This window comes from Desulfitibacter alkalitolerans DSM 16504 (genome assembly GCF_000620305.1).
Lineage (GTDB): Bacteria > Bacillota > DSM-16504 > Desulfitibacterales > Desulfitibacteraceae > Desulfitibacter > Desulfitibacter alkalitolerans.
In genome coordinates this window covers 169,202-184,814 of record NZ_KK211100.1, presented here as the reverse complement: position 1 = coordinate 184,814, position 15,613 = coordinate 169,202, and the positions used below count along the sequence as shown (strand labels likewise).

The window sequence follows — 15,613 nt, the reverse complement described above, 5'->3', positions numbered from 1 at the left end:
TGAGATATTTTTATTTTTTTCTTATGCCAAAGGAGTTTGTATTATGCTAGCAGTTGTAAACAGTTGTTCCATATTAGGCTTAGAAAGCTGTCCCATGCAAGTGGAGGTTGACGTTTCTTCTGGGTTACCAGCCTTTGATATAGTTGGTTTGCCGGATACATCTATTAGAGAATCAAAGGAGAGGGTTAGGGCTGCAGTTAAAAATTCTGGATTTGAATTTCCTCCCAAAAGGGTGACCATTAACCTGGCACCTGCCGATATAAGGAAGGAAGGTCCTATCTATGATCTAGCCATTGCCATAGGAGTATTAGCTGCTACAGGCCAGGTTAGCATGGCTAAATTGGGAGATTTCTTCCTCCTTGGTCAGCTGTCCTTGTCAGGTGAATTAAGGCGAGTACCAGGGGTATTAGTAATGGCTTCGGGATTAGCGGATAAAAAAATTTATAAAATAATAGTACCCCAGGATAATGGGCAGGAAGCTGCCTTGGCTGCCGGAATTAAGGCATATGGTTTAAATACACTAAAAGAAGTAGTGGATTTCCTAAATAGTAAAAGAGATCCAGTCCCTATAGATTATTCCCTGCCGCTAATTTCCCCCAGGGATACACAGATTGATTTTGATGATGTAGTTGGACAATCAAATGCTAAAAGGGCTTTAGAGATAGCGGCTGCCGGAGGGCACAATGTACTGCTGCTTGGGCCACCTGGTTCAGGAAAAACAATGTTAGCTAAAGCAATGGTCGGTATATTGCCCAAAATGTCATTGCAGGAGTCACTAGAGGTTACAAAAATTTACAGTGTAAGTGGACTTCTGCCTAGAGACAACCCATTAATTACTGAAAGGCCTTTTAGAGCCCCACATCACAACATAAGCCAGGCCAGCCTAATAGGAGGAGGAGTTATTCCCAAGCCTGGTGAAATAAGTTTGGCAGCCCATGGTGTTCTTTTTTTAGATGAATTGACAGAATATCACAAGAGGGTTTTAGAGGCTTTAAGACAGCCCTTAGAGGATAGGGAGGTATTAATAAGCAGAGTAGCTGCAGCAGTAAAATTTCCAGCCACCTTCACCCTTATAGGGGCTTTAAATCCTTGCCCATGCGGATACCTTGGTGATGATTTACAAGAGTGTATATGTACACCCATGCAAATAAAAAAATATTTATCTAAAATATCTGGGCCGTTATTAGATAGGTTTGATTTACAGGTTCAGGTGCCAAGGGTGAAAAAGAGTGAGCTAGCTGCTTATAAGAACAACAAAGAGCAAAGAAGTCAAGAGGTTAAACAAAGGGTGGAAATGGCAAAACAAAGGCAGAACGAAAGGTTGTCTAAATGCGGCATATCCTCCAATTCTGAAATGAATATAAAACAAATTAGAAGGTATTGTGAACTAAATAATGATGCAAAAAGATTATATGATATGATTTATGAAAAATATTCTTTTTCAATGCGGTCATATAATAATATACTTAAACTGTCAAGAACAATTGCTGATTTGGACAACTCAGATCAAATAGAAGCAAAACATTTAGCCGAGGCCATACAATATAGAGATTATGACAGATTAATGAAAGACTACCAGTTTTAGTAGAAACTTTGGAGGTAATTAAATGTCAGATATAAACACATCACAAGCAGCTATAGTAAAAACTATAGCAAAGGAACTAGTCCTTGATGTTAAGGCAGTAAATAATGTGGTCCAGCTGTTAACAGAAGGGAATACAATTCCCTTTATTGCACGTTATCGTAAGGAGCTCACTGGGAGCCTTGATGAGGTGACAATCCTAAAGGTCTGGGAAAAGTGGGAGTATATAAACTCTCTAAATACCAGAAAAGAAGAGGTAATTAGATTAATTAGCGAGCAGGGTAAGCTGACAGATGAATTATCTGAAAAAATACATCAAGCCCAAATATTACAAGAGGTTGAGGACCTATACAGGCCATTTAGACAGAAAAGAAGGACAAAGGCCATGGTGGCCAGAGAAAAGGGTTTAGAACCTTTTGCTTTGTGGATGCTTTCATTTCCCAAAGAAGCTAATGTTTTAAAGGAAGCAGAAAAATACATATCAGAGGAACATGATTTAAATACAGTTGAAGATGTTATTCAAGGTGCAAAAGACATTATTGCAGAAGTTATAGCTGACGATCCAGGTATTCGCGGGGCATTAAGAGATATTGCACTTAAGGAAGGAATTCTGCAGTCCACGGTCAAGGATAAATCTATTGATGAAAAGAACACATATGAAGTTTATTATGAATATGAGCAATTGGCATCAAAGATGCCATCACACCGGGTCCTCGCCATTAATAGGGGAGAAAAGGAAGAGGTATTGAGAGTTAAGCTTGTTTGTCCTGCAGAAAAGAGTATTGCTTACATACAATCACGAGTAATAAATTCAAATATTTCACCTGTGATGAGTAATATTGAGGAAGCCATAGAAGACAGTTATAAAAGGCTTATTGAACCTTCTATTGAACGAGAAATACGAAGAGAAATAACACAGAAGGCTGAGGAGCAGGCTATAAATGTTTTTGCCAAGAATCTTCGAAATCTTTTACTTCAGCCACCCTTGAAAAACAAGATTGTGTTAGGAATTGATCCAGCTTATAGGACTGGCTGCAAGCTGGCAGTTGTAGATGAAACAGGAAAGCTCCTTGCTGTCAATGTTATTTATCCAACACCTCCAAAAAAAGAAATTCAAAAATCCAAGGAAGTTGTAAAAAGCCTGGTTAATAAATACCTGGTAAATGTCATTGCCATTGGAAATGGAACTGCCTCCAGAGAGACTGAGCAGTTTATTGTTGAGACAATAAAAGAACTGAATAACCATGTCCCATACATCATTGTTAATGAGGCAGGAGCAAGTGTATATTCTGCTTCCAGTCAGGGAAGAGAAGAATTTCCTGACCTGCAGGTAGAAGAAAGAAGTGCCGTGTCAATTGCTAGAAGAATACAAGATCCCCTGGCGGAGTTGGTTAAAATTGATCCAAAGTCTGTAGGTGTTGGCCAGTATCAGCATGACGTAAGCCAGCAGAGTCTAAACTCTGCATTAAAGTTTGTGGTAGAAACAGCGGTCAACCAGGTAGGTGTCAATGTGAATACTGCATCTGTTTCTTTATTACAGTATGCTGCTGGCCTTAATAAAACTGTTGCTGCAAATATTGTTAATAAACGTGATGAAGATGGAAGGTTTGCCAATCGGGATCAGTTAAAGAATGTAAAAAAGCTTGGCAAGAAAACCTATGAACAGTGTATAGGGTTTTTAAGAATAATGGATGGAGACAATCCACTGGATAGAACAGGCATCCATCCAGAAACTTATAAAGAAACAAGGCTTCTATTAAAGCATGTAGGTCTTACTGAAGATAAGATTGGTTCAGTTGAGCTTAAGGAAGCATTGGGACAGATAAATATTGATGCTCTAAGTGCAAAACTAGAACTAGGCAAGCCTACCTTAACAGATATAATCAATAATTTAATAAGTCCGGAAAGAGATCCTCGAGACCAGGTGCCCAAACCCATTCTGCGTACAGATGTTCTGCAAATACAGGATTTAAAAAAGGGAATGGAGCTACAGGGGACAGTTAGAAATGTTGTGGATTTTGGAGCATTTGTAGATATAGGCGTGAAGGAGGATGGGCTGGTTCACATTTCTAAACTTTCAAGGAATTATGTAAAGCATCCCATGGAAGTAGTATCTGTTGGAGATGTAGTAACAGTATGGGTTGATAATCTAGATATGAATAAGGGGAGGATCTCCTTACGAATGGTTCAAGACTAATGAATTATTTTACCCAAATATTCTTGACAATTAATAAAAGTTATAATAGTATTCGCTATGAAGCTATTTCTGAAAAACACCGTTGTTTCGGTGTTGTTTTTCTTTACACTTTTAGAAATAAAGGTGTAGGAATTTAGATGAAGATAACTTTTAAGAGGTATGGGATATGGAAAATAGACTATATTACCTGGGATTTTCTAAAATAAGAGGTATTGGTCCCGCCAGGCTTGAAAGGCTGATCACATACTTTGGGGACCCGAAGAAGGCTTGGGAAGCAGATCCTGTTGAGTGGACAAAAGCTCTTGGTGGTTATGCTAAGGTCTCTGAGGAATTTTCCAAAACACGGGATAAATTAAATCTTAAGGAGTATCATGAATTCGTATTATCCAAAGGGATAGAATATATTACAATAGACGATGACCGTTACCCATCATTATTAAAACAAATACATGATCCTCCCTTTATTCTTTTTTATAAAGGGCTTTTGAAAGGGCATGCTTTAAACATTGCAATAGTTGGCTCCCGAAACTGCAGTAATTACGGGAAAGAGGTTACCAAGTATCTAGCTATCAAGTTGGCTCAAAAGGGTATTAATGTTATTAGCGGCATGGCCAGGGGTATTGATTCTCATGCTCATTTAGGAGCATTATCAACTGGAGGCTACACAACAGCTGTTTTGGGATCAGGCCTGGATGTGATATATCCACCAGAAAACAAAGGTATGTTCAATAAAATAATTCAAAATGGATTAGTCATAAGTGAATATCCTCCTGGTGTAGGCCCTGAAGCTGCTAACTTTCCCGCAAGAAACAGGTTAATTAGTGGTCTTTCACAAGGTGTTATTGTTGTAGAGGCAGCCGCCAAAAGTGGCTCACTAATTACCGTTGACTTTGCACTTGAGCAGGGACGGGATGTTTTTGCTGTGCCTGGAAACATAACAAGCAAGAATAGTAGAGGTACAAATAATTTACTAAAACAGGGTGCAAAAATAATTACTGACATTGATTCAGTTCTAGAAGAATACATTGGTTGCTGGAACACGGAAAGTGAATCCTCACTACATAATCATGGGCATAAAATACCCTTAAGCAAAGAAGAAGAGCTTGTATTAAACCTAATCAATGACAATCCAGTGGAAATAGAATTTTTATGTGCTAAAACTGGTCTAAAACCAGATGAATTAAATAGTTTATTAACATTATTAGAAGTTAAGGGTTTAATTAATCAGGTTTGTGGGAAAAAAATAATAAGAAGTTCCTTTAATGAAGGGATATAGAAGGATCGGGGTGAAAAAATGGCCGATGTTTTAGTTATAGTAGAATCTCCTGCTAAAGCAAAAACCCTAAGTAGATTTCTAGGAAGAAAATATATAGTAAAGTCATCCATGGGACATATCAGAGATTTGCCTAAAAGTCAACTGGGAGTTGAACCGGAGAATAATTATGAACCTAAATATATAACAATACGAGGTAAGGGTAAAATTCTTAAGGAATTACGGGAAAGTGCCAAAAAGTCCAAGAAGATTTTGCTTGCTGCTGACCCTGACAGAGAAGGAGAAGCCATTGCATGGCATTTGCAGCAGGTTTTAAATATCAAGTCAGATGAACCTTGCAGAATAGAATTTAATGAAATCACAAAGGGAGCTATAGCTGAAGCTGTTAAGAATCCCAGACCCATAGATATGAAGCGGGTGGATGCGCAGCAGGCTAGAAGGATCTTAGACAGGCTTGTGGGGTATAAATTAAGTCCCTTATTGTGGAAAAAGATTCGAAAAGGTCTCAGTGCAGGAAGGGTTCAATCAATTGCAGTTAAACTGGTATGTGATAGAGAAGATGAAATTGAAGACTTTGTTTCAGAAGAATATTGGACTATTACGGGACAATTTGGTGTAAGTAAAAAAGAAAAAAGATTCGAAGCAAAACTTTTTAAAATTAGTGGTAAAAATGTCGATATAAAGACTAGTGAAGAAGCAGGGTTAATAGTAGAGAAAGTCAAAGGCAAAGAGGCACACATCTCTAAAGTGACAAAAAGGGAAAGGCGCAAAAACCCTGCACCTCCCTTTGTCACCAGCAGCCTTCAGCAAGAGGCCTTTAGGAAGCTGAATTTTACTGCCAAAAAAACAATGAGAATTGCACAGCAATTGTACGAGGGTATTGACCTTGGGAAAAAACAGGGATTAACAGGCTTGATTACTTATATCAGAACTGATTCTACCAGAATATCTGAAGCAGCCCAGGCAGAGGCCAGGGAATATATTATTAATTCTTATGGGAAAGAATATTATCCCCAAAAATCGCGGCAATACTCAGTTAAAAAGCAGGCCCAGAATGCCCATGAGGCAATAAGACCTACATCTGTTTTTAGAGCTCCTGATGATATAAAGGCTAATCTGTCTAGAGACCAGCTTCGATTGTATAAGTTGATTTGGGAGAGATTTATTTCCAGCCAAATGGCATCAGCAGTTTTTGACACAATAACCATAGATTTAACAGTAGACGATTATATATTTAGAGCCAATGGTTCTATACTAAAATTTCATGGTTTCATGAAGGTATATATTGAGGGCAGTGATAACACAGAGGAGGAACTGGAGGAGGGTATTTTGCCTGAGGTAGCAGAGGGAGATAAGCTGCTGGCATTAGATATTATTCCTAAACAGCATTTTACTCAACCGCCTCCAAGGTTTACCGAAGCATCACTTGTAAAAACACTGGAGGAACTAGGCATAGGAAGGCCAAGTACATATGCCCCCATTATAGAAACTATCATTGCCAGGGGTTATGTACAAAGAATACAAAAGAATTTTCAGCCTACTGACCTTGGATATTTAGTTACAGAGCTGTTAGATGAGTACTTTTCTTCCATAATTAATGTGGAATTTACTGCAAAAATGGAAGAAGAGTTGGATAAAATTGAGGCGGGGACTGCCACATGGAAGGAAGTTATTGATAAGTTCTTCAGTCCCTTTGAGAAGCTCCTTGACAAGGCGGAAAATGAAATAGGCAAGATTGAGCTCGAAGATGAAGTCTCTGAGGAGCTATGCGAAAAATGTGGTAGAAATATGGTTATTAAAATGGGGAGATACGGCAAGTTTCTTGCATGTCCAGGCTTTCCCGAATGCAGAAACACCAAGCCTATCATTGAAAACATTGGAGTTAAGTGTCCACAGTGTAAGGCTGGAGATATTATAATACGTAAAAGTAAAAAGGGAAGAATATTCTATGGCTGCAGTAGCTATCCTGAATGTGATTTTGTCTCATGGGATAAACCAACAGGATTAGCTTGTCCAGAGTGTAAAGGGTTCTTGGTGGAAAAGAACTCAAAAAAAGAAAATAAAATTGTTTGTACTTCAAAGGAATGTGACTTTGTTGATGATAAAGCAGAGAAAGAAACGAAAGGTGATAAGGTAAATGCTCACTAACTCAGTAATGGTTGTTGGTGGAGGTCTGGCGGGCTCAGAAGCAGCATGGCAATTAGCAGAGCGTGGAGTTAAAGTTATATTAAAAGAAATGAGGCCTATAGCCATGACTCCTGCTCATAAGACAGATCAATTAGCAGAGCTGGTTTGCAGCAATTCTCTAAGGGCTGATTCCCTTGACAATGCTGTGGGAATATTAAAGGAAGAGCTGCGAATGCTCAAGTCTTTGATAATTAAATGTGCTGATGAAACCAGAGTGCCGGCAGGTGGGGCATTAGCCGTTGATAGAGACAGATTTTCAAGGATGGTCACAGAAAAGATTAGTAGTCATGAAAATATTGAAGTTAGTATTGAGGAAGTTAAGGAAATTCCTAATCACAGACCATTAGTCATAGCTTCAGGACCACTAACCAGTGACAGCCTGGCACAATCTATATTAGAATTTACTGGCTCCAGCTATTTACATTTTTATGATGCAGCGGCCCCCATTGTCACTAAGGATAGTATAGATATGGAAAAGGTCTATTGGGCCTCAAGGTATGATAAGGGGGAAGCAGCATATTTAAACTGTCCAATGACAGAGGAAGAATATAAGGCTTTTTATGATTATCTTGTGACAGCAGAAGTAAACAAACCCAAAGTATTTGAAAAAGAGGTTTATTTTGAAGGGTGCATGCCAGTTGAAGTTATGGCCAAAAGGGGTTTCAAAACCTTAATTTTTGGTCCGTTAAAGCCTGTTGGCCTTATAAATCCAAAGGATAATACTCAACCATATGCTGTTGTTCAGCTCCGCAAAGATAATATGGAAGGTACTCTTTTTAATCTTGTGGGCTTTCAAACCAGTCTAAAGTGGGGTCATCAGGAAAAGTTGATAAGACTGATTCCTGGTCTGGAAAAAGCAGAAATAGTGCGTTACGGGGTTATTCATAAAAATACTTTTATAAATAGTCCAGAACTACTAAAACCTTCCTTCCAATTAATTTCCCAAAATGACATTTTTTTTGCTGGTCAGATTACAGGTGTGGAAGGGTATGTTGAAAGTACAGCTAGCGGTCTGGTGGCTGGAATTAATTGTTACAACCTTTTAAAGGGCAAAGATCCTATTGTGCTTCCTACTACTACTGCCATTGGAGCGTTAAGCAATTACATTACCAGACCTGGAGCAGGAGCTTTTCAGCCCATGAATGTTAACTTTGGGCTGTTTAGCCCCTTGGGGAAAACCATCAAGGATAAGAAGCTCAAAAAAGCTTTAATGGCAAAGCGAGCCATGGAAGATTTACAAGAAATAATAGCAGGCTTAGAGAGTATATAAATATATTTTGAATATTACAAAAATATATTTTCATTATCTTGTCTAATATATTTTGATATGTTAACATTAAAGACAGGATTTTTAGTGCTTTTTAGTTTTTAAAAGTAAATAGTACTGTAGGTGGTGTACATGAATGTAGATGGATATATTATACCTTTTAATAACCATCTATTAATTGAGAAAAACCTATCTGAAAATACTGTAAAGGCTTATGGGGATGATGTTAAAGATTTCCTGACATATTGTAGAGATTTGAGTATATCTATAGAAGAAATTAAACTATTGACTATTAGAAAATATCTGGCCTTTTTATATTCTAAAAGCTTAAGCAGAAACTCCATATCAAGAAAAATGTCTGCCCTAAGGTGTTTCTTTACGCACCTGGTAAATAAGGGTATTCTTGAACAATCTCCTGTATTGAGGCTATCCCTGCCAAAAACCGAAAAAAGATTGCCTACATTTTTATATGGAGAAGAAGTCACGGCAGTTTTACAAATGCCAGATTTGCAAAGTATTTATGGCATTAGAGACAGGGCTATAATGGAGGTATTGTATGCAACAGGTGTTAGGGTTAGTGAGCTTGTGTCAATAGACATTGAAGATATTTCCTGGCCAAACAAGTGCATAAAGGTACTAGGTAAAAGAAATAAGGAAAGACTGGCCCTGCTGTCTGATATGACAATTCATTATCTCAAGGTCTACATAAGTGAAAGTAGAGTAAAGCTTCTAAATGAAAAAAAGAATACCCAAGCTCTTTTTTTAAATAACAGGGGAGATAGGTTGACTGACAGAAGCATTAGGAATATTGTTAAAAAGTATATTAAAACAGCAGCCATTAGCAAAAATGTCAGTCCACATACCTTTAGACATAGCTTTGCAACGCATATGTTGGATAATGGGGCTGATTTGCGATCTGTGCAAGAGCTGCTGGGCCACGTGGAACTGTCTACAACACAAATTTATACACATTTTACAAAAAGTCGAGTTAAACAGGTTTATGATAAGGCTCATCCAAGAGCATAAGCTAGGCAGAACAAAGAAAGGTGTGAGCAAATGTTTCATGCAACAACTATAGTTGCTGTAAAAAAAGGTAATAGGCTGGCAATTGGTGGGGATGGGCAGGTTACCTTTGGAGATAAAACAGTTATGAAGCAGAGGGCAAAAAAAGTTAGAAGACTATTTAATGGCAAAATACTGGCTGGATTTGCAGGGTCAGTAGCTGATGCATTTACCTTATTTGATAAATTTGAAAAAAAACTGGAACAGCATCAAGGTAATATTCAGCGGGCTGCGGTAGAATTGGCAAAAGAATGGCGTTCAGATAGAATACTTCAAAAACTTGAGGCATTGCTTGTAGTAGGAAATCATGAACAGTTGGTTATTATTTCTGGTAACGGAGAAATAATAGAGCCAGATGATAATATAGCAGCCATTGGTTCCGGTGGAGGTTATGCGTTAGCAGCGGCTAAAGCTTTAGCAAATCATACTAAATTATCTCCAGAAGAGATAGTTACTGAAGCTTTACATATTGCAGCATCAATATGTGTTTTTACAAATCACAATATTACTGTTGAAGTGTTATAATATGGAGGGGAAAAAATGGATTATTTGACTCCCAAGGAAATAGTTATGCATTTAGACAAATATATAGTTGGTCAAGGTGATGCAAAAAAAGCCGTAGCTATAGCATTAAGAAATAGATATAGACGTAAACAGTTAAGCCAGGAGCTTCAGGAAGAGATTTTCCCCAAGAATATTATTATGATTGGTCCAACAGGAGTTGGCAAAACAGAAATAGCAAGGAGACTTGCCAGGCTTGTTAATGCACCTTTTATAAAAATAGAAGCTACAAAGTTCACAGAAGTAGGCTATGTTGGAAGGGATGTTGAATCTATAATCAGGGATCTGGTAGAAACATCCATTAGGATGATAAAAACTACAAAAAGAGATAAAGTTCAAAAACAAGCAGAAAAGGGTGTTGAGGATAGAATAATTGACATCCTAATGCCCCTGCCAGCTAAATCAAAGAGCAATAAGAATCCATTAGAACTGTTGTTTGGAACAGATGCTAATGCTTCAGACACAGACGCCCAAGAACAGGATTTCCAGAACAGGATAGAGAGAGTAAAGGAACAAAGGGAGATTTTAAGAAGTAAACTCAATAGACTTGAGCTGGAGGAAGAATTAATAGAAATTGAAGTACAAGACAACACAGCGCCAACTTTAGAGATTTTTTCTGGTTCTGGTATGGAAGAAATGGGGATTAATTTTCAAGACATGTTAGGAGGAATTCTGCCAAAAAAAAGTAAGAAGAAAAGATTACCTATAAAAGAAGCAAAAAAAATACTTTTACAACAAGAAGCCGACAAATTGATAGATATGGATGAAGTTGTAACTGCTGCAATCAATGCTGCTGAACAAGAGGGAATAGTCTTTCTTGATGAGATTGATAAAATTGCTCTGCAAGAAAGTGGTCATGGGCCAGATGTCTCAAGAGGTGGTGTTCAAAGAGACATTCTTCCCATAGTAGAGGGCTCAACAGTAATGACCAAGCATGGTCCTGTAAAAACAGACCATGTATTATTTATTGCTGCAGGAGCTTTTCACACAAGTAAACCTTCCGATTTGATACCGGAACTGCAGGGTAGGTTTCCAATAAGAGTTGAGCTGCAGAGTCTTACAAAAGATGACTTTAAGCAGATACTAACAGAACCCAAAAATTCCCTGATTAAACAATATACAGCATTATTAGAAACAGAAGGAATAAAAATTGATTTTATGGAAGATGCTATAAATACAATAGCAGAGATTGGTTCAACGGTTAATGCACAAACAGAAAATATAGGTGCAAGAAGGTTACATACCATATTAGAAAAGCTTTTAGAAGATTTATTTTATGATGCCCCAGATATTGACCAGAAGAATATCATAATAGATAAAAAGTTTGTGGAAGATAAATTAAATAATATAGTTCAAGACCAAGATTTAAGTCGTTATATACTATAACATATATTAGTACTTAATTTGGTTTATTACAAGGAGGGAATATATTGAAATCTTTATTAGAAAAAACCAGAAACATTAACAGATTACTACAAAAAACGGCAGGAAACCCAGTAGATTTTGATGAAATTGCCCAGGTTCTTTGCCAGGAGATTGATGCTAATTGTTATATAGTCAGCAGGCACGGTAAAATACTAGGACATGCCTTTATTGAAGGTTTTGCATGTGAAATTATGGAAAACATAGTATACCGTTCTGAAAGATTTCCAGAAACATATAACGATGAATTGCTAAGAATTAGTGAAACCAAGGCTAATTTCAGCCAAAATGAAAACTCATGTGTATTTAATTCTGCAGGTCAAAGCTGTTTATTTAACAGTAAGTTATCTACTATAGTACCTATTATGGGCGGTGGCCAGCGTTTAGGTACTCTGGTGCTAGCCAAATTTAATGATGAGTTTACAAGTGAAGACTTGATACTGGCAGAATATGGTGCAACTGTGGTAGGCATGGAAATCTTGAGGTCAAAGGCTGAAAGAATTGAAGACGAAGCACGCAAAAGAGCAGCAGTGCACATTGCCCTGGGTACCTTGTCTTATTCTGAGCTAGAGGCAGTTGAGCATATTTTTGCTGAATTAGATGGCGATGAGGGAGTTTTAGTTGCCAGTAAGATAGCAGATAGAGCTGGCATTACAAGGTCAGTAATTGTTAATGCTTTAAGAAAATTTGAGAGTGCTGGTGTCATTGAGTCCAAGTCCCTTGGCATGAAGGGGACCTATATTAGAGTTTTAAATGAGAACTTACTTGAAGAATTAACCAAGTTAAGAGGATAATTATTGGGTTGAAAATTTCTTGAATTTACTATTAGAATTATTGTCAATAATATAAGTGTGTGATATACTTTTTTAGGTGAAAAATACACACGCTGCTGGAATTCCACATGGGTGGCTATTAATTAGTCTTTGGTGAATGATGACAGTAAGCGGAGGATATAACCTGAGAGGAGGTGTACGTAATGAGTGTTATCTCAATGAAACAATTGTTAGAAGCAGGTGTTCATTTTGGCCATCAGACTAGAAGATGGAATCCTAAAATGGCTCGTTACATTTTTACTGAAAGAAATGGTATTTACATTATCGACCTACAAAAAACAGTAAGAATGGTTGAGGATGCATATAACTTCATTAGGGATGTTGCAGCTAGCGGAAAGAAAATTTTATTCGTAGGGACTAAAAAACAAGCTCAAGAATCTGTAAAAGAAGAAGCTGAGCGTTCTGGACAGTTTTATGTAAATGAGCGTTGGCTTGGAGGAATGCTGACTAACTTTGGAACCATTCGCAAAAGAGTTGAAAGATTATACGAACTTGAGAAAATGGAAGTAGATGGAACATTTAATCTTTTGCCTAAAAAGGAAGTTGCACAGTTGATGCATGAGAGGGATAAGCTTCAAAGATTCCTTGGTGGTATTAAGGAAATGACTGAGCTGCCTGGAGCATTATTTGTTGTAGATCCTAGAAAAGAAAGAATTGCTATTGCTGAAGCTAAAAGACTACACATACCTATTGTTGCAATTGTTGATACAAATTGTGATCCTGACGAAGTAGATATAGTGATTCCTGGTAACGATGATGCTATTAGAGCTGTTAAACTATTAACAGCAAAAATGGCTGACGCTGTTATTGAAGGAGCACAGGCAGCTATAGGCGAGGCTGAATTAGAAGTTATTAATGAATAGCTAGTATTGGGGATTGATTTATTCAATCCCCTTAATAAAATTAAGTAAAAACCGGGGGTGTAGATAATGATCACCGCTTCAATGGTAAAAGAGCTTAGAGAAAAAACTGGTGCTGGTATGATGGATTGTAAAAAGGCACTCCAAAAATGTGAAGGAAATTTAGAAAAAGCAATTGACTACTTACGGGAAAAAGGTTTAGCTGATGCTGCGAAAAAATCAGGTAGGGTTGCAGCAGACGGAGCAGTTGCCTCTTACATACACGGAAATGGTCGTATTGGCGTTTTAGTAGAAGTTAATTGTGAAACTGATTTTGTTGCCAAGACAGACGATTTTAAAGAGTTGTGTCATGATATAGCCATGCAGATAGCTGCTTCTAAACCTCTATATGTATCACCTGAGGATGTACCCCAAGAGATTTTGGAAAAAGAAAAGACTATACTTAAAGCACAGGCATTAAATGAAGGAAAGCCTGAAAAAGTTGTAGAAAAAATGGTAACCGGCAGACTTGAAAAATATCTAAAAGAGATTTGCTTACTTGAGCAACCATTTATTAAAGATCCTGACAAGGCAGTTAAGGATTTAATTAAAGAAAAGATAGCAAAGATTGGGGAAAATATTTCTGTAAGAAGGTTTAGTCGTTTTGAACTTGGCGAAGGCATAGAAAAACAAAAGGCTGACTTTGCATCAGAAGTTCAATCTATGATGTGTCAAAATTAAAGAGAACACCTTTTGTGTTCTCTTTTTTTTGAATACTGAAAGGGTTTTGAAAGCGCACGTAGAATTTAATTTAGTTGATGGAGGGATTATCCATTGCATGAGCCTAAATTTAAAAGGGTAATATTAAAGGTAAGTGGTGAAGCATTAGCAGGTGACAATGATTATGGTATTGATCAAAAAACTATAAATTTAATAGCCATGCAGGTTAAGGATGTGGTCAAGTTAGGAGTAGAAATGGCTATTGTGGTAGGCGGAGGAAATATATGGAGAGGTGTATCAGGCAGCTCAAAGGGCATGGATAGAGCAACGGCAGATTATATGGGTATGCTGGCAACAGTCATTAATGCCCTTGCCCTACAGGATGCTTTAGAAGCTGTTTCAGTTGATACAAGGGTTCAAACAGCCATTGAAATGAGGCAAATTGCTGAACCATATATCAGGCGCAGAGCTATCAGGCATCTTGAAAAGGGTAGGACTGTAATTTTTGCAGGGGGAACTGGAAACCCTTACTTCTCTACTGATACTACTGCAGCTTTAAGGGCAGCTGAGATTGAAGCAGAAGTAATTTTAATGGCTAAAAAAGTGGATGGTGTATATGACTGTGATCCAGTGAAGAATCCTGCTGCAAAAAAGTTTTCAGATTTAGATTATATTGATGTGCTAAACAGGGGTCTGGGAGTAATGGACTCTACAGCTACATCACTTTGCATGGATAATAAAATACCTTTGATTGTATTTAATATAAATCAACACGGAAACATTTTAAAAGCAGTTTTAGGGGAAAAAATTGGAACATATGTAGGGAGGTAAGAGTATGTTAAACGAGATTTATAGTGAAGCGGAAGAAAGAATGAAGAAGACCATTGAAGTGTTAAAAAAGGAATTTGCATCTATTAGAGCAGGAAGAGCCAATCCCGCTATCCTGGACAAGATTAGGGTGGATTATTATGGTGTTCCAACTCCTATCAACCAGATGGCCAATATTTCAGTACCAGAGCCAAGATTGTTGATGATTCAACCCTGGGATAAAAGTGTCATTGGTAATATTGAAAAGGCCATATTAAAATCTGATTTAGGTCTCAACCCCAATAATGACGGTTCTGTTATCAGAATTTCCATTCCCCAATTGACTGAAGAAAGAAGAAAAGAACTTGTAAAAATGGTTAAAAAGAAGTCAGAGGATTTTCGTGTGGAGGTTAGAAACTCCCGGAGAGATGCCAACGATCAAATAAAAATGTTTGAAAAAGATGGCGAAATAAGTGAGGATGATGCAAGAAAAGGCATAGACAAAATTCAGGAGCTGACTGATAATTATATTGAAAAAATTAATCAATTATTAGAAAACAAAGAAATGGAAATAATGGAGGTATAGTTATTAAGAAGAATATTATTCCTAATGTTTTAGGCTTTGAATTATCAATGGGGCTTGAAATACTATACCAAGCAGGGATAGAAGTAAGTTATAATTATACTTATGCTGATAAGGGTCAGCAATTAGACTTGAATAAAGTAAGGATACTAAGGCAAGCTAATGATCACAAATCTGTATATTTAGTTATTGGGTATGAGGCTAAAGGCAATGATCTGCTTTTTGATGACCCCCTTTGAAAAGGGGGTTTACTTTTACTTATCAGGTTAGGAGTAAGGAA

General features: G+C 37.4%; 13 protein-coding genes. All 13 read left to right on the top strand.

Going from position 1 to position 15,613, the window contains the following annotated elements:
* Positions 1-43: 43 nt before the first annotated feature.
* The 13 genes from K364_RS0106500 to frr all read left to right on the top strand — a co-directional run bounded on the left by K364_RS0106500 (position 44) and on the right by frr (position 15,336).
* A complete protein-coding gene (locus K364_RS0106500; RefSeq protein WP_028307346.1) occupies positions 44-1,585 on the top strand; it encodes a YifB family Mg chelatase-like AAA ATPase in 1,542 nt (513 codons plus the stop codon).
* A 22-nt stretch (positions 1,586-1,607) separates the two neighbouring features.
* Positions 1,608-3,779: a Tex family protein gene (locus K364_RS0106495; RefSeq protein WP_028307345.1), complete on the top strand. Its 2,172-nt coding sequence runs from the start codon at positions 1,608-1,610 to the stop codon at positions 3,777-3,779.
* A 166-nt stretch (positions 3,780-3,945) separates the two neighbouring features.
* Positions 3,946-5,055 (top strand): DNA-processing protein DprA, encoded by a 1,110-nt coding sequence (gene dprA, locus K364_RS0106490; protein ID WP_028307344.1) that lies wholly within the window; start codon positions 3,946-3,948, stop codon positions 5,053-5,055.
* A gap of 18 nt (positions 5,056-5,073) precedes the next feature.
* A complete protein-coding gene (gene topA, locus K364_RS23060) occupies positions 5,074-7,200 on the top strand; it encodes a type I DNA topoisomerase (RefSeq protein WP_035268307.1) in 2,127 nt (708 codons plus the stop codon).
* Entirely contained in the window at positions 7,190-8,509 is a 1,320-nt protein-coding gene (gene trmFO / locus K364_RS0106480) for a methylenetetrahydrofolate--tRNA-(uracil(54)-C(5))-methyltransferase (FADH(2)-oxidizing) TrmFO (protein WP_028307343.1), read from the top strand. Before topA ends, trmFO begins: the two co-directional genes overlap by 11 nt.
* A gap of 129 nt (positions 8,510-8,638) precedes the next feature.
* The gene (gene xerD / locus K364_RS0106475) at positions 8,639-9,532 is read left to right on the top strand and encodes a site-specific tyrosine recombinase XerD (RefSeq protein ID WP_035268304.1); all 894 of its coding nucleotides are present in this window, start codon (positions 8,639-8,641) and stop codon (positions 9,530-9,532) included.
* Between the two features lie 30 nt (positions 9,533-9,562).
* A complete protein-coding gene (gene hslV / locus K364_RS0106470) occupies positions 9,563-10,093 on the top strand; it encodes an ATP-dependent protease subunit HslV (RefSeq protein WP_028307341.1) in 531 nt (176 codons plus the stop codon).
* A 15-nt stretch (positions 10,094-10,108) separates the two neighbouring features.
* Positions 10,109-11,515, top strand: a complete 1,407-nt coding sequence (gene hslU / locus K364_RS0106465) for an ATP-dependent protease ATPase subunit HslU (RefSeq protein ID WP_028307340.1) — start codon at positions 10,109-10,111, stop codon at positions 11,513-11,515.
* Positions 11,516-11,559: 44 nt separating this feature from the next.
* Entirely contained in the window at positions 11,560-12,345 is a 786-nt protein-coding gene (codY, locus tag K364_RS0106460) for a GTP-sensing pleiotropic transcriptional regulator CodY (protein ID WP_028307339.1), read from the top strand.
* A 182-nt stretch (positions 12,346-12,527) separates the two neighbouring features.
* Positions 12,528-13,247, top strand: a complete 720-nt coding sequence (gene rpsB, locus K364_RS0106455; RefSeq protein WP_028307338.1) for a 30S ribosomal protein S2 — start codon at positions 12,528-12,530, stop codon at positions 13,245-13,247.
* Between the two features lie 66 nt (positions 13,248-13,313).
* Complete coding sequence (tsf, locus tag K364_RS0106450) at positions 13,314-13,964, top strand: translation elongation factor Ts (RefSeq protein WP_028307337.1); 651 nt, start codon at positions 13,314-13,316, stop codon at positions 13,962-13,964.
* Positions 13,965-14,057: 93 nt separating this feature from the next.
* On the top strand, positions 14,058-14,774 hold the full coding sequence (gene pyrH / locus K364_RS0106445; RefSeq protein WP_028307336.1) for a UMP kinase: 717 nt from the start codon (positions 14,058-14,060) through the stop codon (positions 14,772-14,774).
* 4 nt (positions 14,775-14,778) lie between these two features.
* Positions 14,779-15,336, top strand: coding sequence for a ribosome recycling factor (gene frr, locus K364_RS0106440; protein ID WP_028307335.1), 558 nt, complete (start codon positions 14,779-14,781; stop codon positions 15,334-15,336).
* The last annotated feature ends 277 nt before the right edge of the window (positions 15,337-15,613 follow it).

Bases quoted from the DNA above. Each gene is read 5' to 3' on its own strand.
- K364_RS0106500 (WP_028307346.1), top strand. From the start codon at position 44: ATGCTAGCAGTTGTAAACAGTTGTTCCATATTAGGCTTAGAAAGCTGT.
- K364_RS0106495 (WP_028307345.1), top strand. From the start codon at position 1,608: ATGTCAGATATAAACACATCACAAGCAGCTATAGTAAAAACTATAGCA.
- dprA (WP_028307344.1), top strand. From the start codon at position 3,946: ATGGAAAATAGACTATATTACCTGGGATTTTCTAAAATAAGAGGTATT.
- topA (WP_035268307.1), top strand. From the start codon at position 5,074: ATGGCCGATGTTTTAGTTATAGTAGAATCTCCTGCTAAAGCAAAAACC.
- trmFO (WP_028307343.1), top strand. From the start codon at position 7,190: ATGCTCACTAACTCAGTAATGGTTGTTGGTGGAGGTCTGGCGGGCTCA.
- xerD (WP_035268304.1), top strand. From the start codon at position 8,639: ATGAATGTAGATGGATATATTATACCTTTTAATAACCATCTATTAATT.
- hslV (WP_028307341.1), top strand. From the start codon at position 9,563: ATGTTTCATGCAACAACTATAGTTGCTGTAAAAAAAGGTAATAGGCTG.
- hslU (WP_028307340.1), top strand. From the start codon at position 10,109: ATGGATTATTTGACTCCCAAGGAAATAGTTATGCATTTAGACAAATAT.
- rpsB (WP_028307338.1), top strand. From the start codon at position 12,528: ATGAGTGTTATCTCAATGAAACAATTGTTAGAAGCAGGTGTTCATTTT.
- tsf (WP_028307337.1), top strand. From the start codon at position 13,314: ATGATCACCGCTTCAATGGTAAAAGAGCTTAGAGAAAAAACTGGTGCT.
- frr (WP_028307335.1), top strand. From the start codon at position 14,779: ATGTTAAACGAGATTTATAGTGAAGCGGAAGAAAGAATGAAGAAGACC.